22 protein-coding genes and 1 tRNA gene are annotated in these 23,311 nt (G+C 72.9%); 12 read left to right on the top strand and 11 right to left on the bottom strand.

Going from position 1 to position 23,311, the window contains the following annotated elements; genetic code table 11:
• Nucleotides 1–9 precede the first annotated feature (9 nt).
• Both ABD385_RS13465 and ABD385_RS13460 read left to right on the top strand, forming a co-directional pair.
• Nucleotides 10–570 (top strand): GTP-binding protein, encoded by a 561-nt coding sequence (locus tag ABD385_RS13465; protein ID WP_233657105.1) that lies wholly within the window; start codon nt 10–12, stop codon nt 568–570.
• Nucleotides 571–625: 55 nt separating this feature from the next.
• A complete protein-coding gene (locus tag ABD385_RS13460; RefSeq protein WP_344575423.1) occupies nt 626–1,882 on the top strand; it encodes a styrene monooxygenase/indole monooxygenase family protein in 1,257 nt (418 codons plus the stop codon).
• 323 nt (nt 1,883–2,205) lie between these two features.
• Here the strand turns inward: ABD385_RS13460 and ABD385_RS13455 are convergent, their stop codons facing one another.
• From ABD385_RS13455 to ABD385_RS13435, 5 genes are all read right to left on the bottom strand, one after another.
• Nucleotides 2,206–2,562, bottom strand: a complete 357-nt coding sequence (locus ABD385_RS13455; RefSeq protein WP_344575422.1) for a hypothetical protein — start codon at nt 2,560–2,562, stop codon at nt 2,206–2,208.
• Between the two features lie 990 nt (nt 2,563–3,552).
• On the bottom strand, nt 3,553–4,053 hold the full coding sequence (tpx, locus tag ABD385_RS13450) for a thiol peroxidase (RefSeq protein WP_344575421.1): 501 nt from the start codon (nt 4,051–4,053) through the stop codon (nt 3,553–3,555).
• Nucleotides 4,054–4,139: 86 nt separating this feature from the next.
• On the bottom strand, nt 4,140–4,406 hold the full coding sequence (locus tag ABD385_RS13445; RefSeq protein WP_344575420.1) for a hypothetical protein: 267 nt from the start codon (nt 4,404–4,406) through the stop codon (nt 4,140–4,142).
• 10 nt (nt 4,407–4,416) lie between these two features.
• Nucleotides 4,417–5,157, bottom strand: a complete 741-nt coding sequence (locus ABD385_RS13440; protein WP_344575419.1) for a TetR/AcrR family transcriptional regulator — start codon at nt 5,155–5,157, stop codon at nt 4,417–4,419.
• A gap of 73 nt (nt 5,158–5,230) precedes the next feature.
• Nucleotides 5,231–6,178 (bottom strand): AurF N-oxygenase family protein, encoded by a 948-nt coding sequence (locus ABD385_RS13435; protein WP_425585396.1) that lies wholly within the window; start codon nt 6,176–6,178, stop codon nt 5,231–5,233.
• 186 nt (nt 6,179–6,364) lie between these two features.
• Here ABD385_RS13435 and ABD385_RS13430 point away from each other — a divergent pair, with 186 nt between their 5' ends.
• Complete coding sequence (locus tag ABD385_RS13430; RefSeq protein ID WP_344575418.1) at nt 6,365–7,474, top strand: ferritin-like domain-containing protein; 1,110 nt, start codon at nt 6,365–6,367, stop codon at nt 7,472–7,474.
• Nucleotides 7,471–7,959, top strand: a complete 489-nt coding sequence (locus ABD385_RS13425; protein ID WP_344575665.1) for an ADP-ribosylglycohydrolase family protein — start codon at nt 7,471–7,473, stop codon at nt 7,957–7,959. Before ABD385_RS13430 ends, ABD385_RS13425 begins: the two co-directional genes overlap by 4 nt.
• 34 nt (nt 7,960–7,993) lie before the next feature.
• On the opposite strand, the gene ABD385_RS13420 is transcribed toward ABD385_RS13425, so the two are convergent.
• Entirely contained in the window at nt 7,994–8,893 is a 900-nt protein-coding gene (locus ABD385_RS13420; RefSeq protein WP_344575417.1) for an alpha/beta fold hydrolase, read from the bottom strand.
• A 221-nt stretch (nt 8,894–9,114) separates the two neighbouring features.
• Here ABD385_RS13420 and ABD385_RS13415 point away from each other — a divergent pair, with 221 nt between their 5' ends.
• The gene (locus ABD385_RS13415; RefSeq protein ID WP_344575663.1) at nt 9,115–9,540 is read left to right on the top strand and encodes a MarR family winged helix-turn-helix transcriptional regulator; all 426 of its coding nucleotides are present in this window, start codon (nt 9,115–9,117) and stop codon (nt 9,538–9,540) included.
• Between the two features lie 24 nt (nt 9,541–9,564).
• On the opposite strand, the gene ABD385_RS13410 is transcribed toward ABD385_RS13415, so the two are convergent.
• The 4 genes from ABD385_RS13410 to ABD385_RS13395 all read right to left on the bottom strand — a co-directional run bounded on the left by ABD385_RS13410 (nt 9,565) and on the right by ABD385_RS13395 (nt 13,934).
• On the bottom strand, nt 9,565–10,431 hold the full coding sequence (locus ABD385_RS13410) for an ABC transporter ATP-binding protein (protein WP_344575416.1): 867 nt from the start codon (nt 10,429–10,431) through the stop codon (nt 9,565–9,567).
• 128 nt (nt 10,432–10,559) lie between these two features.
• Nucleotides 10,560–11,042 carry an HD domain-containing protein gene (locus ABD385_RS13405; RefSeq protein ID WP_344575415.1) on the bottom strand — a complete coding sequence of 161 codons (483 nt, stop codon included), beginning with the start codon at nt 11,040–11,042 and terminating at the stop codon, nt 10,560–10,562.
• Between the two features lie 43 nt (nt 11,043–11,085).
• Nucleotides 11,086–12,540 carry a penicillin-binding transpeptidase domain-containing protein gene (locus ABD385_RS13400; RefSeq protein ID WP_344575414.1) on the bottom strand — a complete coding sequence of 485 codons (1,455 nt, stop codon included), beginning with the start codon at nt 12,538–12,540 and terminating at the stop codon, nt 11,086–11,088.
• Nucleotides 12,537–13,934, bottom strand: coding sequence for an FtsW/RodA/SpoVE family cell cycle protein (locus ABD385_RS13395; RefSeq protein WP_344575661.1), 1,398 nt, complete (start codon nt 13,932–13,934; stop codon nt 12,537–12,539). The genes ABD385_RS13400 and ABD385_RS13395 overlap by 4 nt, the downstream gene beginning before the upstream one ends.
• 448 nt (nt 13,935–14,382) lie before the next feature.
• On the opposite strand from ABD385_RS13395, the gene ABD385_RS13390 reads away from it, so the two are divergent.
• Nucleotides 14,383–15,681, top strand: a complete 1,299-nt coding sequence (locus ABD385_RS13390) for a cytochrome P450 (protein ID WP_344575413.1) — start codon at nt 14,383–14,385, stop codon at nt 15,679–15,681.
• A gap of 259 nt (nt 15,682–15,940) precedes the next feature.
• Here ABD385_RS13390 and ABD385_RS13385 read toward each other — a convergent pair.
• Nucleotides 15,941–16,012: transfer RNA gene (locus ABD385_RS13385), tRNA-Arg, on the bottom strand.
• Between the two features lie 234 nt (nt 16,013–16,246).
• On the opposite strand from ABD385_RS13385, the gene ABD385_RS13380 reads away from it, so the two are divergent.
• The 6 genes from ABD385_RS13380 (at nt 16,247) to thrB (ending at nt 23,310) form a co-directional block, all read left to right on the top strand.
• Entirely contained in the window at nt 16,247–16,828 is a 582-nt protein-coding gene (locus ABD385_RS13380) for a response regulator (protein WP_344575412.1), read from the top strand.
• Nucleotides 16,829–16,973: 145 nt separating this feature from the next.
• Nucleotides 16,974–17,993, top strand: coding sequence for an ArgS-related anticodon-binding protein NrtL (gene nrtL / locus ABD385_RS13375; protein ID WP_344575411.1), 1,020 nt, complete (start codon nt 16,974–16,976; stop codon nt 17,991–17,993).
• Nucleotides 17,994–18,108: 115 nt separating this feature from the next.
• Complete coding sequence (lysA, locus tag ABD385_RS13370; protein WP_344575410.1) at nt 18,109–19,500, top strand: diaminopimelate decarboxylase; 1,392 nt, start codon at nt 18,109–18,111, stop codon at nt 19,498–19,500.
• Nucleotides 19,501–19,657: 157 nt separating this feature from the next.
• Complete coding sequence (locus ABD385_RS13365; protein WP_344575409.1) at nt 19,658–20,950, top strand: homoserine dehydrogenase; 1,293 nt, start codon at nt 19,658–19,660, stop codon at nt 20,948–20,950.
• Between the two features lie 8 nt (nt 20,951–20,958).
• Entirely contained in the window at nt 20,959–22,044 is a 1,086-nt protein-coding gene (thrC, locus tag ABD385_RS13360; protein ID WP_344575408.1) for a threonine synthase, read from the top strand.
• Nucleotides 22,045–22,392: 348 nt separating this feature from the next.
• Complete coding sequence (gene thrB / locus ABD385_RS13355; RefSeq protein WP_344575407.1) at nt 22,393–23,310, top strand: homoserine kinase; 918 nt, start codon at nt 22,393–22,395, stop codon at nt 23,308–23,310.
• The last annotated feature ends 1 nt before the right edge of the window (nt 23,311 follow it).

Here is a 23,311-nt window from a genome sequence, read left to right as displayed (position 1 = left end):
AGCTGGCAGATGGACCGGGCGCAGGCGCCGGTCGCCACCAAGATCGTGGTGGCCGGTGGCTTCGGCGTCGGCAAGACCACCTTCGTCGGATCGGTCTCGGAGATCACCCCGCTCCAGACCGAGGCGGTGATGACCGAGGCCAGCGAGGCGACCGACGACCTGACGGCGACGCCGGAGAAGACCACGACCACGGTCGCCATGGACTTCGGCCGGATCACCCTCGACCAGGAACTGGTGCTGTACCTGTTCGGCACGCCGGGTCAGCAGCGCTTCTGGTTCATGTGGGACGACCTGGTGCGCGGCGCGATCGGGGCGATCGTGATGGCCGACACCCGCCGGCTGGAGGACTGCTTCCCGGCGCTGGACTACTTCGAGAGCTGTGGCCTGCCCTACGTCGTCGCGGTCAACCACTTCGAGGGCACCGAGCGGTACGACGTGGCGGACGTCCGGGACGCGCTGACCGTGCCGGAGCAGGTGCCGGTCGTGGTGATGGACGCGCGGCGCCGGTCCACGGTCATCCAGGCGCTGCTCGCGCTGGTCGGTCACGCACTGGACGTCACGCCCGAATAGCCTCCTGTCGCCACCCCTCAGCACCCCGAACAGCAGGAACAGAGAAGAGCCCGCCATGCGGAAGATACTCATCGTCGGAGCCGGCCAGTCCGGTCTCCAACTCGCCCTCGGCCTCCAGTCCCAGGGCTACGAGGTCACCTTGATGTCCAACCGCACCGCCGACGAGATCCGCTCCGGCCGGGTCATGTCGACGCAGTGCATGTTCCACACCGCCCTCCAGCACGAGCGCGACCTGGCCCTGAACTTCTGGGAGAGCCAGGCGCCGCGCATCGAGGGCCTGGGCGTCTCGGTCGCCGCCCCCGGCAGCCACGCCGAGCCCGGCGGCACCCAGCGCGCCATCGACTGGGTGGGCAAGCTCGACGGCTACGCCCAGTCCGTCGACCAGCGCGTGAAGATGGCCGGCTGGATGGAGACCTTCGCGCAGCGCGGCGGCCAGCTCGTCATCCACGGTGCGGCCGTCTCCGACCTGGACTTCTTCGCGCAGCGCTACGACCTGACGCTGGTCTCGGCCGGCAAGGGCGAGCTGGTGTCGATGTTCGGCCGGGACGCCGCCCGCTCGCCGTACGACGCCCCGCAGCGCGCGCTGGCCGTCGCCTACGTGCACGGCATGGGCCCGCGCCCGGAGCACCCGGAGTACGACGCGGTGCGCTGCAACATCGTGCCCGGCGTCGGCGAACTGTTCGTGATGCCGACCCTGACCGTCTCCGGCCGCGCCGACATCCTCTTCTGGGAGGGCATCCCCGGCGGCCCGGTGGACGCCTTCCAGGGCGTGCGGGACCCCCGCGAGCACCTGGCGCTCACGCTGGACCTGATGAAGACGTTCCTGCCGTGGGAGTACGAGCGCAGCGCGGACGTCGAACTGACCGACGCCAACGGCACGCTGGCCGGCCGCTACGCCCCCACCGTCCGCAACCCGATCGGCACGCTGCCCTCCGGCGGCCTGGTCCTGGGCGTCGCGGACGTGGTGGTCGCCAACGACCCGATCACCGGCCAGGGCTCCAACTCGGCGTCCAAGTGCGCCGCGGCCTACCTCTCCGCCATCGTCGAGCACGGCGACCGGCCGTTCGACGCGGACTGGATGCGGGCCACCTTCGACCGCTACTGGGACACCGCCCGGCACGTCACCAAGTGGACCAACGCGATGCTGGCGCCGCCGCCGGAGCACGTGCTGAACCTGCTCGGCGCCGCCGGCCAGCTCCAGCCCGCCGCCGACCGGTTCGCCAACGGCTTCAACGACCCGTCCGACTTCGAGAACTTCTTCTTCGAGCCGGAGAAGACCGGCGCCTACCTGGCGTCGCTGACCGGGGCCTGACCGGCTTCTGACCAGTATTCTCGCGGTCGTTGTCGGTCGTTGTCGGTCGTCATCGGCTCTTGCCGGGCGGCCCGGAGACGGCCCGGGCGGGGTCGCTGACGTCAGCGACCCCGCCAGCGGCAAGTGGGCCTGTGGGCCAGCGAGTTGGCGGTTGCCGGGCCCGCTGTGCTGGTGGCCATGAGCGGCGCCAAGGGCGGCCTGCTCGGGCCGGCCAAGGTGCTGTCGCCAACCCTTCGAGCCCGGTCGCTGAAGACTCAGCGGCACGCAGAGCTACTGGGTAGTGGGGTGCTCGCCCCACTACCCAGTAGCGGCTACCAGAACCGTCAGCCTGCGGGCGTCGCGCAGAGGGCGTACGCCTGCTGCTTGTCGGCGAAGGCGGCCTGGATCTGCCAGCCGGTACCGTCGTCCGTGGGGGCGTTGACCAGCACGTTCAAGGGAACTGACCCGCCGCTGACGGGCTTCGAGGCGGCGGTGTAGCCGCCTCCGACAACGCGGGTTCCCGCAGGGCAGGTTGCCACGCTGATCTCGGAAGGCACCCTCACACGCTTCTCGATCAGGTTCCCCTTCACCACGATGGGCTCGGGCTGACTGCCGGCATGGGCAGCAGGGACGGCGAAGAAGGCTGCAGTGGCCAGCACGGCTCCGCCGAGGGCTCCAGTGAGGTATGCACGCTTGCTCATGATTCGGTTGATCTCCTTTTCCGACTGACGTCAGGAATTGGAACGATCAGCAGGTGATGGCGTCACCTTTGTGCGGGCGAGCGGCCGTCGATCAAGCCACCGGCGGCCATTTCTTGCGCCAGGGAGGTGGGGAGGGGTGCAGAGGTTCTCCCTGACTGCTTCCCGGCCCTGACTCTCCAACCTGAACTGCGATTTCTGGTGTTCAGGGAGCCGAGGGAGGTGCCTGCCAGCGGGGCTCTGGAAGGGCCCGTGCCGAGTGCCTGGCAAGGGTGTCCTCGCCCTACGGATTCAGGTGGCGATCACACCCTTCCGCGGCGCCGGCGTGACGGTGTCGGTGTCGGCAGAGCGGGAACTTCGTGAATCTGCCCGGCTCGCTCGGCTCAACTCCAGGTCGGGGCCATGCCCCCGGGTGTGCGTCGCCCGGCTCAACCCCGGCCCGGCGATCCCGTTCGCCGCCGACGGGGTGTGCTGCATTGGGCAGTGGCCTCCGCAGAGGTGCCGTCCGATAGGTGCGGCCGATTGTGGTGCCCTCGTCATGCAGAGAGTGACCACAGTGATGTGGGGGCTTCCGGCAGTCCCCTCCCGCAGACCTCCCCCGCCTTGTGGGGTGCCCGCGCGGCGGCGGGAGGTGCCGACCTCCATGTGGGCGGCGAGAACACCAAGGCCGTCAGCGAGTACCTGGGGCACGTGGATGCCGGGCTGGCGCTGCGGATCCACGCATCACCTGGTGCCGAGCTGTCAGGAGCGGACGCGGGCAGCGATCGCGCCCGTCTACGGCAAGGCCCAGAATCCGCGTTGACGGCCCAGAGACGGCCCACGGGGCGCAGTAGGCCCGCTGCTTGCCGGGAAATCGCAGGTAGCGGGCCTGCGGGCCCTTCGCCTACTTCTCCGAGCCGGAGAAGACCGGCGCCTACCTGGCGTCGCTGACCGGGGCCTGACCGGCCGGGACCGGGCGCCCGCCCCGCAGGGCGGGGCGGGCGTGATCGGGACCTACTTCAGGACGGCAAGGGCCGCGTCGTAGTCGGGCTCCTCGCTGATCTCCGGCACGAGCTGCGCGTGCAGGACCGTGTCGTTCTCGTCCAGCACGACGACCGCACGGGCGGCGAGCCCGGCGAGCGGGCCGTCCGCGATCGCCACGCCGTACTCGGCGCGGAACTCCGGGCTGCGGAAGAGGGAGAGGCTCTTCACGTTCTCCAGCCCCTCGGCGCCGCAGAAGCGGGCCTGGGCGAAGGGGAGGTCGGCGGAGATGCAGAGCACCACCGTGTTGGCGAGGTCGCCGGCCTTCTCGTTGAACGTGCGCACGGAGGACGCGCAGGTCGGGGTGTCGACGCTGGGGAAGATGTTGAGGACCTTGCGCTTGCCGGCGAAGTCCTTCAGCGACGCGTCCGCCAGCCCGTCGGCGACGAGGGTGAAAGCCGGCGCCTGGCTGCCGGCGCCCGGCAGCTCGCCGTTGACCTGCACCGGGTTGCCCTTCAGCGTGACCTGAGCCATGGGGCTCCTCCTTCGGTAGACATGTGGAAACCCCGTTGATCGTACTGTGGGCGGGGGCGCGGCCGCGGAGAGCGGGGCGCGGACCGTCAACTCCGCTTCTGCCAGGGCCACTTGGGTCCCGTACTGCCGGACCGGCCCGCCGGGTCGTACGCGTACCGCCAGCCGCGGGGCAGCCCCAGGCGGCCGGTGGGTCCGGGGATCCGGCGGTAGACGTGCAGCTCGGGTGGCCGACCGTCGTCGCGGGGCACCGGGATCTCGTAGGTCTTCGGGGGCAGGCCGGTGGGGCCGACCAGGACGGGGAGGACCCGGCCGTCCAGGGGACCGCCGACGAAGAGGGTGTTCTCGCTGCGCACCACCCCAGTCTCACAGCAGGTGGGCGGCCTCGCTCACCACGGGGAGGATCCGACGCGCCAGCTCGCCGGCCGGCCCGTCCGGGGCCTCGCCCTTGAGCGCCGCCCGGATCACCCGCGCGGTCTGTGCGTCCCGGGCCGCGGTCGCGGTCAGCAGCGCGACGAAGTGGTCCACCAGCCACCCCCGCAGCTCGTCGAGGGCGTGCTGCCTGCCCTCGTCGAGCCAGATCAGCGAGGCGGCCTCGACCGCGGTGATCCACATCCGGACCGTGGTCCGCAGCCGCGTACCCGGCGCCGGCTCGCCGAGGTGGTGCAGGATCTGCTCGGCGGCGGCCCGCCGCACCTCGTCCACGATCGCGGAGGTCCGGGACGTCTCCACGACGCTGCCGCCCTGGAGCAGGGCGCTGAATCCGGCGGCGTGCTGGTCGACGAAGGCCAGGTAGCGGTCCAGGGCGTGGCCCAGCCGCTGGGTGAGCGGCCCGGACTCCGGCTCCGCGAAGCACTGCTCCAGCTCGTCGGCCGCGCTGCGCAGCACCGCCTCGTACAACTGCTGCTTGCCGCCGGGGAAGTAGCGGTAGACGAGCGGCCGCGAGACCTCGGCGGCGGTGGCGACGTCGTCCAACGAAACGTCCTCCGGCGCGCGCTGGGCGAACAGCCCCAGCGCGGCGGCGAGCAGCTGGCTGCGGCGCTGCTCCACGCTCAGCCTGCGGTAGGCGGGTCTGGGTACTGCTGGGGCGGTGCCGCTGCCGTTCATGAACAGCAGCGTAACCGCCGGGGTTTCCGCTTCGTACAGGTGCTCGGGGCCCGCGCCGGTGCGGGCGGGACGTTCAGGCCAGCAGCCCCGAGCTGCGCCACAGTCGCCGGCCCACCCCGCGCAACACCCCGATCTCGTCCAGGAAGTCGGTCAGGCGCTTGGCGCCGCTCTGCATGACCTCGCGCCGGTGGCCGCTGGCCTTCACCTGCGCCATGGCCGCCCGCCTGTCCAGGCCGACATTGGTGTAGACCTCGGGGTTGATGAAGGCGATGGCGAAGACCCGGGCGAACTCGCCGGAGGTGACCCGGGTGAACTCCTGCGACCACTTCGGCGCGGTCACCATCTGCCGCCGCAGCTCCTCGCGGGCGTAGCGCACGTGCCGGGCCTCCTCCACCACGTGGATCCGGGTCACGCCCCGCACCAGCGGTTGCACCCGTTCGTCGGGGAAGGTCAGCCGCTGCATCCAGTCGAGGACCTCCTCGCCGAGCAGGGTGGCGGTGAACGAGCCCGGGGTGGTGGAGATCGTCTTGAACAGGCGGCCGAGGTTCAGGTGGACCGGGCTGACCGGGTACCAGGGCGTGTCCCCGCGCGAGATCAGCCGGGCGAACATCTTGGAGTGCCGGCACTCGTCCTCGATCTCGGTGAGGGCGTACCGGACGTGCGCGCTGGTGGCCGGCTTGTCGTAGATGTGCCGGACGAGCAGCTGCATCAGGATGATCTCGAACCAGATGCCGAGCGAGGCCAGTGCGGCGGCCTCGTGCTGGGAGAGCAGGATGCGCTGTTCCTCGCTCATCCGCCGCCACATCGGGGTGTCGTAGAGCGACACCAGCTCCGGCGGCCAGAACCACTTGCCCTCCTCGAAGGGCGCGTCCCAGTCGAGTTCGGCGTCGGGGTCGAAGGAGTGCTTGGCGGAGGAGGCGAGCAGTCGCTCGGCGACCTGCTCGCGGTCCTTGAGCTGCCCGAGGGCGTCCCGCAGGACATCGATGTCCGCCTCGGTCATTGCGGTGGGCGCGCTCGTCATGGCTCTGGCTACACCTCACGGTCGAAGTTACCCGCGGTCACATGCGGCTGCCTCTTATGAGACTGCTTGTCAGCAAGGACGTCAATCCCTCGCGCACGACTTATTGACCCGCCGGTAAGAAGCGTGTGAACCTGCCAACGGCCCGCCCGCCACGAGGCGTTCGGCGGGCGAAGGAGGTGCGGCGCGGTGTCGACCCGAGAGCTGTACGTGCAGGATCCAGGCGACTCCCGATGGACCGTGCCGGCCACCGGCGCGGCCCGTTTCACCTGGGAGTACGACGAAGGGCGCGACCGGCTGCTGGCCCTCTACCAAAAGGGCAAGGACAAGCAGTGGGACGCCGCCACGCGGATCGACTGGGACCTGGAAGTGGACCCCGCGGACCCGCTCGGCACCCCCGACGAGTCCCTGTCGCTCTACGGGACGCCCCACTGGGACCGGATGACGGAGCGCGACCGCGGCGACCTCCGGCAGCGCTACGCCGCCTGGCAGTTCAGCCAGTTCCTGCACGGCGAGCAGGGCGCGATGGTGTGCGCCGCGCGGATCGTGGAGTCCGCCCCGGACCTCGACGCCAAGTTCTACTCGGCCACCCAGACCATGGACGAGGCCCGGCACGCGGAGATCTACGCCCGGTTCCTGAAGGACAAGATCGGGATGCTCTACCCGGTCAACGACAGCCTCAAGGCACTGCTCGACGACACCCTCGCCGACTCCCGCTGGGACATGCCCTACCTCGGCATGCAGGTGCTCATCGAGGGGCTGGCGCTGGCCGCCTTCGGCATGATCCGCGACACCACCACCCGGCCGCTGCCGAAGCAGATCCTCGCCTACGTCATGCAGGACGAGGCCCGGCACGTCGCCTTCGGCCGGATGGCGCTGCGCGACCACTACCGGCAGCTCACCGACGCCGAACTCCGCGAACGCGAGGAGTTCGTCATCGAGGGCTGCTACCTGATGCGCGACCGGCTGCGCGGCACGGAAGTGCTGGAGGACTTCGGCATCCCTCCTGCGCAGGCCGCCGAGTTCACCGAACGCTCGGAGTTCCTCCGGCTCTTCCGGAAGCTGCTGTTCAGCCGGATCGTCCCGTGCGTCAAGGACATCGGCCTGTGGGGCCCGCGCCTTCAGCGCGCCTACCTGGACCTCGGCGTCTTCGACCTGGGCGACGCCAACCTGGACCTGCTGATGGCCCAGGACGAGGAACTCGCCGAGCAGATGGACGCCGAGCGGTTCGCCGCCGAGGAGTCGGCCCGCACGGCCGAAGTCGCCCACGCCATCGCCCGCGGCGCGGCCGGGGACTGACGGCCCGCGGATCCTGCGGTGCGCCGCCGCCCACCCCCCCCGGGCGTCGCCGGCGCGGTGGCGGTGGCCGTCGCCGCCGCACTGGCCGCCCGCGGCGCGCCGCCGGCGCTCACCGAGATCGCCGCCCGCACCCCCGACGGGCCGGTCCGCCAGGGCCTGCTGCGCGCCGCCGACCTCCCGTCCGGCACCGGTCCCGAGGAGGCCGCCGCGGCCCTCGGCAGCGGCCACCGGATCCTCCCCCAAGCTCTCAACGAGCAGGGGGGACCCCCATCGACGACACCGTCCCGTTCGCCCTGTGGTGCGCCGCCCGCCACCCGGGCGACCTCCCGGCCGCCCTGTGGACCGCCGCGGCCGGCCTCGGCGACGTGGACACCACCTGCGCCATCACCGGCGGGGTGGTGGGGGCCGGCACCGGGACCGCGGCGCTGGGCCAGGAGTGGGCCCGGCGCCGGGAGCCCCTGCCGGACTGGGCCGACGCCCTGTGAACGGACGGGCGGGCCGGTGCGCGCCGACCCGCCCTCACCCCGTCAGTAACCCCGTCAACTCCCGTTCCAGCTCCGCCGACCGCAGCTCCGGCAACGCGTGGTGCCCGACCCCCGGCAGCGTCACGACCCGCGCCCCCGGCAGCGCCCGCCCGGCCCCCGCCGCCACCCGCCGCACGTCGTGCGCCCGGCTCCGTCCGGCCAGCAGCACCAGCGCGGGCGGCGCGGCGGAGCCCAGCCGCGCCGCCGCCGGCCGCGGCCCGGTCACCGGCCGCCCCCGGAACTCCCGGCCGCCCACGCCCATCAGCCGGACCAGCTCCGGCGCCACCCCCGGCCCGCCGCGGCCCTCCCACGCCAGGAACCGCCGGGCCACGTCCGGGCCGGGCCGTACGAACAGCGGCGCCGCGCGCGCCAAATACGCCGCCCGGAAGCCCGCGAAGCACTGCGTCGGGTCGAGCAGCGCCAGCCGCGCCACCCGATCCGGGGCGTGCACCGCGTACCCCAGCGCGAGCCAGCCCCCGTACGAGTGCCCCAGCAGCGCGGCCCGTTCCGCCCCGAGCGCGTTCAGCACCCCGTCCAACCAGGCCATCAGGTCGGCCGGCCGGCGCAGCGGGCGCCCGCCGGGCACGCTCAGCCCGGGCGTGCCCGGCACCTCCACCGCGTACGCCCGGTGGGTGCGCGCGAGGCCGGCGACCCGGGCGTACCAGCCGGCGGAGGCGGTGCCACCGCCGCCCAGCAGCACCAGCGGCGGTCCGCCGGCCGGCCCGCAGGCGGTGACCCGGGTGGTGCCGAACTCCCCGTCCAGATCGAGCGGTTCGACCGGCACCGGCCAGCGGGCCATGGCCTCCCGGTAGGCGGCCAGGAACGCCGGCGAGGCCGGGCGCGCCGGCGGCCTCCGGGACGCGGCGGTGGTGGGCGGGGTGCGCTTGACGTGCACGGTGCGCCTCCGTGACGGGAAGGGCCGCGGACGGACGGCCGACGGCGGCGGGACGGACGACGGTCACATCACCTCGTCGAGCAAGTATCTTGCTCAGCGAGATAATGAGGAGCGTACGCCGCCCGACCGGCGGCGGTCGACGGTTCAAAGCGCGCGGTCGGGCGCGGGAGGGACGGAGCACCGTGGCGGTGGCGCGGGAACCACAACCGCAACCGGACGGCATGGACCTGGTCCACCTGCTGCGCGAGGTGACGGTCCGACTCGACCTGGCGGGCGCGCGGTTCGCGGCCCGCAACGGCCTGCACCCCACCGACCTGCGGGCGCTCATCGCGCTGCTGGACGCGGCCCGGGCCGGCGAGGAACTCACCGCCGGGCGGCTCGGCGCCCGACTCGGCCTGAACTCCGCGGGCACCACGGCCCTGGTCGACCGCCTGGAGCGGCTCGGGCACCTGCGCCGGGTCCGCGACACCCGCGACCGGCGGCGCGTCCTGCTGGCCGTGGAGCCGCAGGCGATCGCCCTGGGACAGGCGTTCTTCGGCCCGCCGATCGCCCGCGTCCGCAGCCTGCTCGACACCTTCGACGCGGAGGAACGGGCCACGGTCCGGCGCTTCTTGACGGGCGTGCGGGACGCCGCGGACGGCACGTGACGGCGCCGCCCCCGCCACCCGCCGCTACGACACCGACGGCCGCCCGGACCGGGCCAGCCAGCGCCCCTCGTGCCGGGACACCTCGATCGGCCGCCCGAAACAGGCCGTCATCCGCTCGCTGGTCAACACCTGGGCCACCGGGCCGAGCGCCTGCACCCGCCCGTCCCGCAGCAGGACGGCCCGGTCGACGGCCGGGGACAGCTCCTCCAGGTGGTGGGTGACGGTCACCGTCGCCAGCTCCGGCCGTCCCGCGGCCAGCCGGTGCAGGGCGTCGATCAGGTCCTCCCGGGAGGGCAGGTCCAGCGCGTTGAACGGCTCGTCGAGCAGCAGCAGCGAAGGATCGGCCATCAGCGCACGGGCGATCAGGATCCGGGCCCGCTGGCCGCCCGAGCACACGCCGTACGGGCGGTCCGCCAACTCCTTGAGCTCCAACTCGGCCAGCAGCTCGTGCGCCCGCTCCCGCGTCGCCCCGTCGTACGTGCGCCACAGCGGCTGCACGGTGCCGGTCGCGCCGGTCAGCACCACCGTGTGCGCGGTCGCGTCCTGCGGCACCTTCTGCGCGCCGGACACCAGGCCGATGGTGGCGCGCAGCTCCCGCACGTCCACCCGGCCGAGCCGGTGGCCGAGCACCTCGACGGTGCCGACGGTGGGGAACATCTGCGCGCCGATCAACCGCAGGACGGTGGTCTTGCCGGCGCCGTTCGCGCCCAGCAGCGCCCAGTGCTCACCGGAGCGCACGGTCCAGTCGATGCCGTCGAGGATGACCTGGTCGGTGGTGTGGCGGCGGACGCCGACGCCGGTCAGCTCGGCGATCACCCGCCCCGCCGGGCCGTGCAGGGCGTCGGGCCCGGCGGCCGGGGACTGCGGTTCCGAAGGCTGCGTGGGAGTCATCGCGGCAGATTAGCTGTGTACGACACCTTTCGGGGCGGGCGTCCGATGCGTGGAACCGGGCCGGCCGGATCCGGTCACCGAGGCCGCCGGGCGCCCGAGCCGCCCCGACGCCCCGCCGGCGCGACCCGTCAGCCCAGCCCCAGCAGGGCCCGCATCCGGGCGTACTTGGCCGTCAGCCGCCGCCGCGTCGGTGCGTCCAGGACCGCGAGCCGGGCCGGATCGGCGTTGTGCGCCAGGTCCGCCTCCTTGACCAGCAGCGCACCGGGCGTGGCCAGGATGCGCGCGGCGTACTCCTCGACCGGCTCCCCGGGCCGCTTGGTGACCGCCAGGACCATCGCCTTGGTCGCCCCGTCCAGCGCCGCCCCGTCCAGCCACGCGGCGCTCACCGCCCCGTCCTCGACCGCGTCGTGCAACCAGGCCGCGGCGATCTGCGCCGCACTGCCACCGCGCGCCCGCACCCCCGCGGCCACCGCCGCCAGGTGCTCGGCGTACGGCCGGCCCGCCTTGTCGGTCTGCCCCTCGTGCACCCGCCGGGCCAGCGCCGCCACCTCGGCGAGCGAGAGCCGCGCCCGCGCCGCGGGGTCCGGGCAGTGTTCCGCATCACGCACCATGGCGCCATTGTGCCGGCGGGCCCCGCCGCCGCGGCGAGGGGACCTACCGCAGCCCCGCCGCCAGCACCGCCCGCGCGATCGGCCCGGCGCTGCCGCCCCCGCTGACGTCCGCCCGCTCGGCCTCCGCGTCCTCCACGACCACCGCCACCGCCGCCACCGGCTCGTGGCTCTGCCGGTCCCGCACCCACGCGATGAACCAGGCGTACGGCGTCCCCTCGTTGCGCACCCCGTGCTGCGCCGTCCCCGTCTTGCCGCCCACCAGGAACCCGTCGATCGCCGCGGTCCGCCCGCTGCCGTGCTCGACGACCTCGGTCATCAGCTCCTGGAGCTGCTCGGCGGTGGCCGGGTTCATCACCTGCCGGGTCGGCTCCCGCGTCCCGGGCGCGACCAGCACGCCGTGCGCGTCGGTCACCCGGTCGACCAGGTACGGCGGCGTCAGCTGGCCGTCGTTGGCCACCGCCGCCGCCACCATCGCCATCTGCAGCGGAGTGGCGGCGGTGTCGTACTGCCCGATCGCGGAGAGCGCCAGCTGCGCCGGTTCCATCCGGGTGTCGAAGGTGCTCGGCGCGACGGGGGAGGGCAGCCGCAGCCCCCGGTCGTTGAAGCCGAACCGCTCCGCGGCCCCGGCCAGCCGGCGCACCCCGACCGCCACTCCCAGGCGCGCGAAGACGGTGTTGCAGGAGAGCCGGAAGGCTTCCCGCAGCCCCACGTGCGCACAGCCCTCCGCGGGATTGCCCAGCTGGGTGCGGGTGTCCGGCAGGGTGTACGGGTCGGGCACGTCCAGTGGGGCGTCGAGGTCCTTGACCACGCCGCCGTCCAGCGCGGCCGCCGCGGTCACCACCTTGAAGGTGGAACCGGGCGGATAGGTCTGCCGCAGCGCCCGATTGAGCATCGGCCGGTCCGCCGCCGCGTTGAGCCGCCGCCAGGCACCCGTCACCGACCGCCCGTTCCCGGAGAGCACACCGGGGTCGTACGACGGCGAGCTGACCAGCGCCAGCACCCGCCCGCTGCGCGGCTCCACCGCCGCCACCGCGCCCTTGCGGCCGGCCAGCCCCCGGAACGCGGCGCGCTGCATGGCCGGGTCGACGGTGGTCTCCACCCGCCCGCCCGGCGGCCGGCGGCGGATCAACCGGTCCCACCACGGGAACGTCACCAACCGGTCGTCGGTCCCCGCCAGGATGCCGTCCTCGGCGCCCTCCAACAGCGAGGCCCCGTACGTCTGCGAGGCGAAGCCGGTGACCGGCGCGTACAGCGGTCCGTCGGTGTACGTCCGCTCGTAACGCAGCCGGCCGCCGCTGTCCCGCGCGCCGGTCACCGGGCGGCCGCCCACCAGGAGCGCGCCGCGCGGTTGCGCGTACCGGGCGATGGCGGCCCGCCGGTTGGCCGGGTTGCGGGTGTAGTCGTCCGCCTCGAAGACCTGCACCCGGACCGCGTTCACCCACAGCGCGGCCAGCAGCAGCGAGGAGAGCACGGCGGTGTGCCGGACGCCGCGGATCACCGGAGCGCCCCGACGGCGTCCGGGGCGGTGCGGGACGCCGGGGCGTCCTCGTCGCACTGCGGCCCGCGCGCCCGGTCACTGATCCGCACCAGCAGGGCGACGATGATCCAGTTGGTCACCACCGACGAACCGCCCTGCGCCAGGAACGGCATCGCCATGCCGGTCAGCGGGATCAGCCCCATCACCCCGCCCGCGATCACGAACACCTGGAGCGCGGGCAGCGCCGCCAACCCCACCGCCAGCAGACTGCCGAACGGGTCGCGCAGCCCGAGCGCCGCCCGGTAGCCGCACGCCGCGAGCAGCGCGTACAGCAGGAACAGCGCGCTCAGCCCGGCCAGCCCCAGCTCCTCGCCCACCGTCGCCAGGATGAAGTCCGACTTCATCGCGAACCCGATCAGCGACGAGTGCCCCTGCCCCAGCCCGGTCCCGAACGTCCCGCCCGCGGCGAACGCGAACAGCGACTGCGCCAACTGGCCCGGCCCCCGGCCCGCCGCGATCCCGGCGAACGGCGCCCACCAGTCCTGCACCCGACCGTGCACGTGCGGCTCCAGCGTCCCCACCGCCGCCGCCCCGGCCGCCGCCAGCAGCACCCCCACCGCGATCCACCCGGTCCGCCCGGTGGCCACGTACAGCACCACCACGAACACCCCGAAGAAGAGCAGCGACGTCCCCAGGTCCCGCTCCAGGACCAGCACCCCGACGCTCACCAGCCAGATGGCGACGACCGGCCCGAGCACCCGGCCCGCCGGCAGCCGCAGCCGCCACACCTCCTTCCCGGTGTGCGCCAGCGCCTCCCGGTTGGCCGCCAGGTACGCCGCGAAGAACACCGTGATCAGCACCTTGGCGAACTCGCCCGGCTGGAGCGAGAACCCGGCCGCCCGGATCCAGATCCGCGCGCCGTTGACCGCCGGGAAGAGGATCGGCACCACCATCAGGGCCAGCGCCAGCCCCGCGCACCCGTAGGCGTACCGCGCCAGCACCCGGTGGTCCCGCAGCACCGCCACCACCGCGATGAACAACGTCACGCCCACCGCGGACCACACCAGCTGGGCGGGCGCGGCCTGGTCGTCCCGGGTCTCCAGGTCGAGCCGGAAGATCAGCACCAGACCGAGCCCGTTGAGCAGCACCGCGATCGGCAGCAGCAGCGGATCCGCGTGCGGAGCGCCGAACCGCACCACGAGGTGCGCCAGCAACGCCAGCCCGCCCAGCCCCGCCGCGTACCGCAGCGCCCCGGCCGGCACCGCGTGCGACCTGGCCAGCCCCACCACCAGATAGCCGCAGACGCTGATGAGCACGGCACCGACGAGGAGGGCCAGTTCGACGCCCCGCCGCTTGGCCCGCGGCCGCGCCGCCGTCCGGGCCGGGGCCGCACCCGCCCCGGGTCCGCCGCCCACCGCCCTCGCCCCGTTCGCCCGGTCCACCACATCCACACGGGCAACGTAGCAAGCAAAACCGCTCAATTCGCCCATATCACCCCCAAGCAACGCCACCCACCCCTGGCCCCTCCCTCCCACCCTCTCCGCGCCCCGCACCGCCCTGCGAAGCCGGCCCGCTTCCCCTAGGGGGAGAATCAGGGGCCTCATAGGGGTGGGGTGCGGGCCGTTCCGTGACCGCGGTCAACAGCAGTTTGTAAACTCGGTCAGAATGAAAAGCAGAAGGCCGAGCTCGTCACGCTGACGCGGACGACCGATCGCACCGGTCGACGCCATGGACACGCGCCATGGCGCCGCTCGCGAGGGGCTATGGCGTACGACACCGAGCACGCCGAGTGAAGGTCCCGCGCCGTTTCGGCCCACGGGGGCGGCCGAGCGCGGGTGACCGTCCCCCGCGACGAAAGGCAGTATGAGCGCCATGACGACCCTCCGTTCCCGGATCTTCGCCTGGGCCGGCCGCCTCTACCTGGCGAGAACGCGGAAGAAGGGCTTCGACCTCTCCCGCATGTCCTTCCTGCCCGACTCCGTGCTGATGCCGCTGCGCCGCGACGGCCTCGACCCGGTGCCCGACCTCGCCGCCGTCCGGGACCGCGAGCCCATCAGCAAGCTCCCGGTGCCGATAGCCTCCAACGTCTGGCTGGTCACCGGCTACGACGAGGTCAAGGCGGTGCTCGGCAAGGCCGACGCCTTCAGCTCCGACTTCACCAACCTCATCGGCAAGGCCGGCGCCGGCGCCGAGCAGAACCCCGGCGGCCTGGGCTTCGCCGACCCGCCGGTCCACACCCGCCTGCGCCGGCTGCTCACCCCCGAATTCACCATGCGCCGCCTCGGCCGGCTCACCCCCCGCATCCACGACATCGTCGAGGAACGCCTCGACGCCATGGAGCGGGCCGGCCGCAACGGCGACCCGGTGGACCTCGTCGCCCACTTCGCCCTCCCCATCCCCTCCCTCGTCATCTGCGAACTCCTCGGCGTCCCCTACGAGGACCGCGCCGACTTCGAGCGCCTCAGCGCCGCCCGGTTCGACCTCTTCAGCGGCGCCAACGCCTCCTTCGGCGCCATATCGGAATCGCTCTCCTACTTCCGCGACGTCGTCAAGAAGCAGCGCGAGAACCCGGGCGACGGCCTGCTCGGCATGATCGTCCGCGAACACGGCGACTCGGTCTCCGACGAGGAGCTGGCCGGCCTCGCCGACGGCGTCCTGACCGGCGGCTTCGAGACCACCGCCAGCATGCTCGCGCTCGGCGCCCTGGTCCTCCTCCAGGACCCCCAGCACTTCGCCGCCCTCAAGGACGGCGACGACGTCGTCGACCGCTACGTCGAGGAACTCCTGCGCTACCTCACCGTCGTGCAGGTCGCCTTCCCCCGCTTCGCCCGCGAGGAACTGGAGATCGGCGGCGTGCAGATCGCCGCCGGGGACGTCGTCCTGTGCTCCCTCAGCGGCGCCGACCGCGACGGCGAACTCGGCCCCGAGATGGAGCAGTTCGACCCCCACCGCGCCAAGGTCCCCTCCCACCTCGCCTTCGGCTACGGCATCCACCGCTGCGTCGGCGCCGAACTCGCCCGCATGGAACTCCGCGCCGCCTACCCCGCCCTGGTCCGCCGCTTCCCCACCATGCGCCTCGCCGCCCGCCCCGAAGACCTCGCCTTCCGCAAACTCTCCATCGTCTACGGCCTGGACTCGTTGCCGGTGCGCTTGGACGCCTGAGGCGGCACGAGAAGGCTGAGGGGCGGCCACCACCCCGTGAGGCCCGTCCGCCCGAGCTGCGAGTCCCAGGCCCCCGGAACGTTCCGGGGGCCTCCCCGCCCCCGGGCGCCGATCGGGCCGGGCGCTTCGAGTTCCGCTGCGTGAACGGGCCGCACCACGCGCCACGGACGGGCCTTCGCCGCCCAACTCCGCGGAAACAAAAAGACCCCGCCTTCAGCGCTGACGCTGGTGGCGAGGTCTTTCGGCACTTCAAGTGAAGTGCCCCCGGCAGGATTCGAACCTGCGCACACGGCTCCGGAGGCCGTTGCTCTATCCCCTGAGCTACGGGGGCTTTGTCGCTGCTCGTTGCGGCGACGGGTAGAACACTACCAGCTCCGATGGGGTGGTCATGAACGTTTTGGTGGCCGGTCGGTGGAAGGTCTGGCGGGGGTGGTCGGGGCCAAGGAAGGTCGGCCTTACCGCATGTCGAGGGCGGGTCGGAGGTGGTCGTTGAAAGGTCCCTCGCACGGGGGCGGAAGTGGGGAAAACCGGGACGCAGGTGCAGGCGCAGACCTAGTCTCAAGGTGTGCCTGGCTTGTCCGGTCGGATCCTTGTGGTCGATGACAACAAGGTGATCCGGCAGTTGATCAGGGTCAACCTTGAGCTGGAGGGCTTCGAGGTCGTGACCGCGGCTGATGGTGCCGAGTGTCTGGACGTCGTGCATCGGGTGAGACCCGACGTGGTGACCCTGGACGTCATGATGCCGAGGCTGGGCGGTCTGCACACCGCGGCGCGGTTGCGGTCCGACCCGCGGACGTGGGACATCCCGATCGCCATCGTCAGCGCCTGCTCGCAGGGCGAGGTGGACAACGGGCAGTCGGTGGGGATCGACGCGTTCCTGGCCAAGCCGTTCGAGCCGACGGAGTTGGTGCGCACGGTCGGGATGCTGGTGCGGGAGGGGCGGCAGCAGCGGGAGTGCCAGGGGCGCGAGGCGTGCGGGGGCGGGTCCGAGGGGGCCGGCGTCGGTGGTGCGGAGAACGGTGCCGTCGGTGCCGGATCGCGGGATGACGTGTCCACGGCAGGTGGTGGGGCGTCGGCGGACGGCGCTTCCGGGGACGGTGCGGAGCGCGGCGATCCGGGGAGCGGGGGCGGGCGGGCCGCGAGCTGAGGCCGTTGCGCGCGCCGGGCGAGGGGCTTCGCGCCGGCGGTTCGCAGGGTCGGCGGCGGGGCGCGTGCACCGCGGGTCGCGGTGGGTTGTCCACAACGCGGAACCCGTTCGCGTGGGTACCCCGTTCCTCCCATACGCTTGTCCTGTGACCCCGGCCGAGCTCTCCCGTACCGTCCTGCGCTCCGTGCGCGGTGCCGTTGCGGAGCGGGAGCTCTCCGTGCCCGTGCCGGCGCGGATCGTGGTGCAGGCGCCGCCGCGGCCCGGGTGCGGGGACTACGCCTCCAACGTGGCGCTGCAGCTCGCGCAGCAGGCCGGTCGGCCCGCGCGCGAGGTGGCCGAGATCCTGCGGCGGCGACTGGCGGGCAGTGCGGGGATCGCCCGGGTCGAGATCGCCGGGCCGGGCTTCTTGAACTTCACGCTGGGGGATGGCGCGTCGGCCGGGCTCGTGGCGGACGTGCTGGCCCGCGGCGAGCGGTACGGCGAGGCCCCGGAGGCCGGGGCGACGACGGGCGCGGGGCCGGGGCGGATCGTCGAGGCGCCGGCGCTCCACGCGGGGGAGTGGGCCCGGGCCCGGGCGCGCGTGGTGGGCGAGGTGCTCGACCGGCTCGGTCGGGCCGCCGCGCAGCCGGCGCGGCCGACGGACGCCCAGGAGGACGAACTGGCCCGGCTGGTGGCGCGGCTCGGCACGGACGAAGCGCGGTGGGTGCTGCTCAAGCCCGCGGCGCACGACCCGGTGCGGGCGCCGCAGCGGCCGGTGCAGCACGAGGACAACCCGCGGTTCCGGGTGCAGTACGCGCACGCCCGGGCCCGCGCGATGGTGCGCAACGCCGGCGAGCTGGGGTTCGTCGGCGAGCCGGGGGACGTGACGGCCGACGCCGGCCCTGGGGACGTACGGGTCCTCCAGGCGCTGGAGGGCCGTCTTGCCGCGTATCCGACGGTCACCGCGACCGCCGCGCGCCGGTGCGCGCCGGACCGGGTGGTGCGCCATCTGGAGGTCACAGCGGACGCCTATCTGCGCTGGCAGGAGGAGTTCTGGCCGCTGCCCGTCGGCGAGCAGAAACCCTTGGCCGTGCACCGCGCCCGGGTGGCCCTCGCCGAAGCCACGGGGACGGTGTTGGGGAACGGCCTGCGCCTGCTCGGCATCTCTGCTCCTGAACACCTCTGAACCCCATCCACCTGAGTCTGGAAATGTCCGATGCACGCGTCCGAACACCCTCGGGGCGCGCCGACGACTGCCCCGATCAGCACCTCTGAACGATCTTGAGGGGACCGTTTCCGTTATGAGCCGTTCCGCGCATCCCGCAGGGCCCCGGCATGGCGACGTACTGCCCGACGGGCACTACGCCGGGCCGCCCGCCGATCTCAACTCCCTCGACCCGCAGGTCTGGTCCCGTACCGTCCGGCGCAACGCCGACGGTGCGGTGACGGTCGGCGGGCTGGCCGTGACCGCGCTCGCCGAGGAGTTCGGCACGCCGGCGTACTTCCTGGACGAGGAGGACTTCCGGGCCCGCTGCCGGTCCTGGAAGGACGCGTTCGGGCCGGACGCCGACGTCTTCTACGCGGGCAAGGCATTCCTGTCCCGGGCCGTCGTGCGCTGGCTGACCGAGGAGGGCCTCCACCTCGACGTCTGCTCCGGCGGCGAGCTGGCCACCGCGCTGGACGCCGGGATGCCCGCCGAGCGGATCGCGCTGCACGGCAACAACAAGAGCACCGAGGAGATCACCCGGGCCGTCGAGGCCGGGGTGGGACGGATCGTGCTCGACTCCTTCCAGGAGATCGCCCGGGTCGCGCACCTCGCCGAGCGGCTGGGCAAGCGCCAGCGGGTGCAGATCCGGGTCACGGTCGGCGTCGAGGCGCACACCCACGAGTTCATCGCGACCGCGCACGAGGACCAGAAGTTCGGCATCGCGCTGGCCGGCGGGCAGGCCGCCGAGGCGGTGCGGCGCGCACTGAAGCTGGACGGGCTCGAACTCATCGGGATCCACAGCCACATCGGTTCGCAGATCTTCGACATGGCCGGCTTCGAGGTCTCCGCGCGGCGCGTGGTGCAGCTGCTCGCCGAGGTGCGGGACGAGCACGGCGTGGAGCTGCCGGAGATCGACCTCGGTGGCGGCCTGGGCATCGCCTACACCTCCGACGACGACCCGCGCGCACCGCACGAGATCGCCAAGGCGCTGCGCGAGATCGTGGGCCGCGAGTGCGAGGCGGCCGGGCTGCGGGCGCCGCGGATCTCGGTCGAGCCGGGCCGGGCGATCGTCGGCCCGACCGCCTTCACGCTCTACGAGGTCGGCACGACCAAGGAGCTGGAGGGGCTGCGGACGTACGTCTCCGTCGACGGCGGCATGTCGGACAACATCCGCACGGCGCTGTACGACGCGGAGTACAGCGTGTCGCTGGCCTCCCGCACCTCGGACGCCGAGCCGATGCTCTCGCGGGTCGTCGGCAAGCACTGCGAGAGCGGGGACATCGTCGTCCGGGACGCCTTCCTGCCGTCCGACGTGGCGCCGGGGGACCTGCTCGCGGTGCCGGCGACCGGCGCGTACTGCCGGTCCATGGCGAACAACTACAACCACGCGCTGCGGCCGCCGGTGGTGGCGGTCAAGGACGGTGCGGCCCGGGTCATCGTCCGCCGGGAGACGGAGGAAGATCTCCTGCGGTTGGATGTCGGGTAGGGGCGGATCGCCGGGTCCGGGCCCCGGATGAAATAAATGTCTCGGCATCCGGACGAACGGCAGAAACCGCCGTCCGGTGCGTGAGACTGGTGCATGACCAGGAAACTGGTGTGTGACCGAGCATGAAACCGCTGGATCGAAGAAAAGACGAGGTCGAATGATGCGTACGCGTCCGCTGAAGGTGGCGCTGCTGGGCTGTGGTGTGGTCGGCTCAGAGGTGGCGCGCATCATGACGACGCACGCCGACGACCTCGCGGCCCGCATCGGTGCGCCCGTGGAGCTCGCCGGGATCGCCGTCCGCCGCCCGGAGCGGGTGCGGGACGGCGTCCCGGCCGAGCTGATCACCACCGATGCGACCGCCCTCGTCAAACGCGGCGACATCGACGTCGTCATCGAGGTGATCGGCGGCATCGAGCCCGCCCGCGCGCTGATCACCACCGCCTTCGAGCACGGCGCGAGCGTGGTGTCGGCCAACAAGGCGCTGGTGGCGGCGGACGGTGCCGCACTGCACGCGGCGGCCGAGAAGCACAACGCCGACCTCTACTACGAGGCGGCGGTCGCCGGAGCGATCCCGCTGGTCCGGCCGCTGCGCGAGTCGCTGGCCGGCGACAAGGTCAACCGCGTCCTCGGCATCGTCAACGGCACCACGAACTTCATCCTCGACAAGATGGACTCCACCGGCGCCGGCTACAGCGAGGCGCTGGACGAGGCCACCGCGCTGGGCTACGCCGAGGCCGACCCGACCGCCGACGTCGAGGGCTTCGACGCCGCCGCCAAGGCCGCGATCCTGGCCGGAATCGCCTTCCACACCCGCGTCACCATCGACGACGTGCACCGCGAGGGGCTGACCGAGGTCACCGCCGCGGACATCGCCTCCGCCAAGCGGATGGGCTGCACCGTCAAGCTGCTCGCCATCTGCGAGCGGGCCGCGGACGGCGCCTCGGTGACCGCGCGGGTCCACCCGGCGATGATCCCGCTGACGCACCCGCTGGCCTCCGTGCGCGAGGCGTACAACGCGGTCTTCGTGGAGGCCGACGCGGCCGGTCAGCTGATGTTCTACGGGCCGGGCGCGGGCGGCTCGCCGACCGCCTCCGCGGTCCTCGGCGACCTCGTGGCGGTCTGCCGCAACAAGCTCGCCGGTGCCACCGGGCCGGGGGAGTCGGCGTACACGGCGCTGCCCGTCAGCCCGATGGGTGAGGTCGTCACCCGCTACCACATCAGTCTCGACGTGGCCGACAAGCCGGGCGTTCTGGCTCAGGTCGCGACGGTCTTCGCCGAACACGGCGTATCGATCGATACGGTCCGTCAGCAGGGGAAGGACGGCGAGGCGGACCTCGTCGTCGTCACCCACCGAGCGACCGACGCCGCCCTGTCGTCGACGGTCGGGGCACTGCGCGAGCTGGACACCGTCCGCGGTGTCGTCAGCATCATGCGGGTCGAAGGGGAGTAAAGGAACCCATGTCTGCCAATTCCACCGCCACCACTGCGAACGGCCAGTGGCGCGGAATCATCGAGGAATACCGCGACCGGCTGCCGGTCAGCGACACGACCGAGGTCGTCACCCTCCGCGAGGGCGGCACGCCCCTCGTGCCGGCCCAGGTGCTGTCCGAGCGCACCGGCTGCGAGGTGCACCTCAAGGTCGAGGGTGCCAACCCGACCGGCTCCTTCAAGGACCGCGGGATGACGATGGCCATCACCCGCGCCAAGGAGGAGGGCGCCAAGGCGGTCATCTGCGCCTCCACCGGCAACACCTCCGCCTCGGCCGCCGCCTACGCGGTCCGGGCCGGGATGGTCTGCGCGGTGCTGGTCCCGCAGGGCAAGATCGCGCTCGGCAAGATGGGCCAGGCGCTGGTGCACGGCGCCAAGATCCTCCAGGTCGACGGAAATTTCGACGACTGCCTGACGCTGGCCCGGGGCCTCTCCGAGAAGTACCCGGTCGCACTTGTGAACTCCGTCAACCCGGTGCGCATCGAGGGTCAGAAGACCGCCGCCTTCGAGATCGTCGACATGCTCGGCGACGCCCCCGACATCCACGTGCTGCCGGTCGGCAACGCCGGGAACATCACCGCCTACTGGAGGGGCTACCGGGAGTACGCGGCCGACGGCATCGCCGCCCGCACCCCGCGGATGTGGGGCTTCCAGGCGTCCGGCAGCGCCCCGATCGTGCGCGGTGAGGTCGTCAAGGACCCGCACACCATCGCCACCGCGATCCGGATCGGCAACCCCGCCTCGTGGGAGTTCGCCGAGCAAGCCCGGGACGAGTCCGGCGGCCTCATCGACGACGTGACGGACCGTCAAATCCTCGCGGCATACCGCCTGTTGGCCGCGAAGGAGGGTGTCTTCGTGGAGCCCGCCTCGGCCGCCTCGGTCGCCGGCCTGCTCAAGGCCGCCGAAGAGGGCAAGGTCGACCCCGGCCAGCGGATCGTCTGCACGGTCACCGGCAACGGCCTCAAGGACCCGGACTGGGCGGTGGCCGGTGCGCCGCAGCCCGTCACGGTCCCGATCGACGCCGACGCCGCCGCCGAGCGCCTCGGTCTCGGCTGACCGTCCCGGAAGCCCTCCGGGACCTGCGCAGGAGCACGGGGACGACGGGCCCGCCAGCCGTCCGTCGTCCCCCGTGCCGCACCGGGCGCAAAGTCCGGGCAAACGCTGCAAAGGCGGCGTCGAGGCATGGGGTGGCGCGCGACACGCATCGTGCGCCTCCTGTGCGCCCTATGTCGCGACAGAACCTTCCTTCGATAGGCTGGCACCCAACTCCCCTCCCCACGGCATAACGCAGTGGTGCGCAGGGCAGGTCAGAACAGTCCCCAACGAGCCAGCCGGGCGCCTCGGTGTCACGGCGCTGCGCTCGGGGGCAGTACCGCAGCATCAATCAAGGAGAGTCATCGAGCGATGGCCGGTCCCGCGTTCCGCGCCGCCGCCGTCCGGGTGCGCACCCCCGCTACCAGCGCCAATCTCGGCCCCGGCTTCGATGCCCTGGGACTTTCCCTGGGTCTGTACGACGACGTCGTGGTGCGCGTCGCCGACTCCGGTCTGCACGTCGACATCGCCGGCGAGGGGGCCGACACGCTCCCGCGCGACGAGAGTCACCTGCTCGTACGCGCCATGCGCACCGCCTTCGACCTGCTCGGCGGGCAGCCGCGCGGGTTGGAGATCGTCTGCGCCAACCGCATTCCGCACGGCCGCGGTCTGGGCTCCTCGTCGGCCGCCATCTGCGCCGGGATCGTCGCCGCCCGCGCCGTGACCATAGGCGGCGAGCAGAAGCTCGACGACGCCGCGCTGCTGGAACTCGCCACCGAGATCGAGGGCCACCCCGACAACGTCGCCGCCTGCCTGCTCGGGGGCTTCACCCTCGCCTGGATGGACACCGGCACCGCTCGCGCGATCCGGATGGATCCGGCCGATTCCATCGTTCCGGTGGTCTTCGTACCCGGAAAACCGGTACTGACCGAGACCGCCCGCGGACTGCTGCCGCGCACCGTCCCGCACGTGGACGCCGCCGCCAACGCCGGTCGCGCCGCACTGCTCGTCGAGGCCCTGACCAGGCGCCCCGAGCTGCTGCTTGCCGCGACCGAGGACCGACTTCACCAGGAATACCGCGCACCCGCGATGCCGGAGAGCACGGGCCTGGTGAACCGACTGCGCGCGGACGGCGTCCCCGCAGTCATCTCCGGTGCGGGCCCGACGGTGCTCGCACTGGTCGAAGAAGCGGCGGCCGACAAGGTCGCGGCGCTGGCGGGAGAGGGGTGGGCGGCCAACCGGCTGACCCTCGACGCGGTCGGCACGTGCGTGCTGCCGCTCGCCGGGTGAT

It is taken from the genome of Streptomyces lunalinharesii, from assembly GCF_039532155.1.
GTDB classification, from domain to species: domain Bacteria; phylum Actinomycetota; class Actinomycetes; order Streptomycetales; family Streptomycetaceae; genus Streptomyces; species Streptomyces lunalinharesii.
The sequence above is the reverse complement of the archived record's forward strand: the minus strand, read 5'-3'. Positions and strand labels throughout refer to the sequence as shown.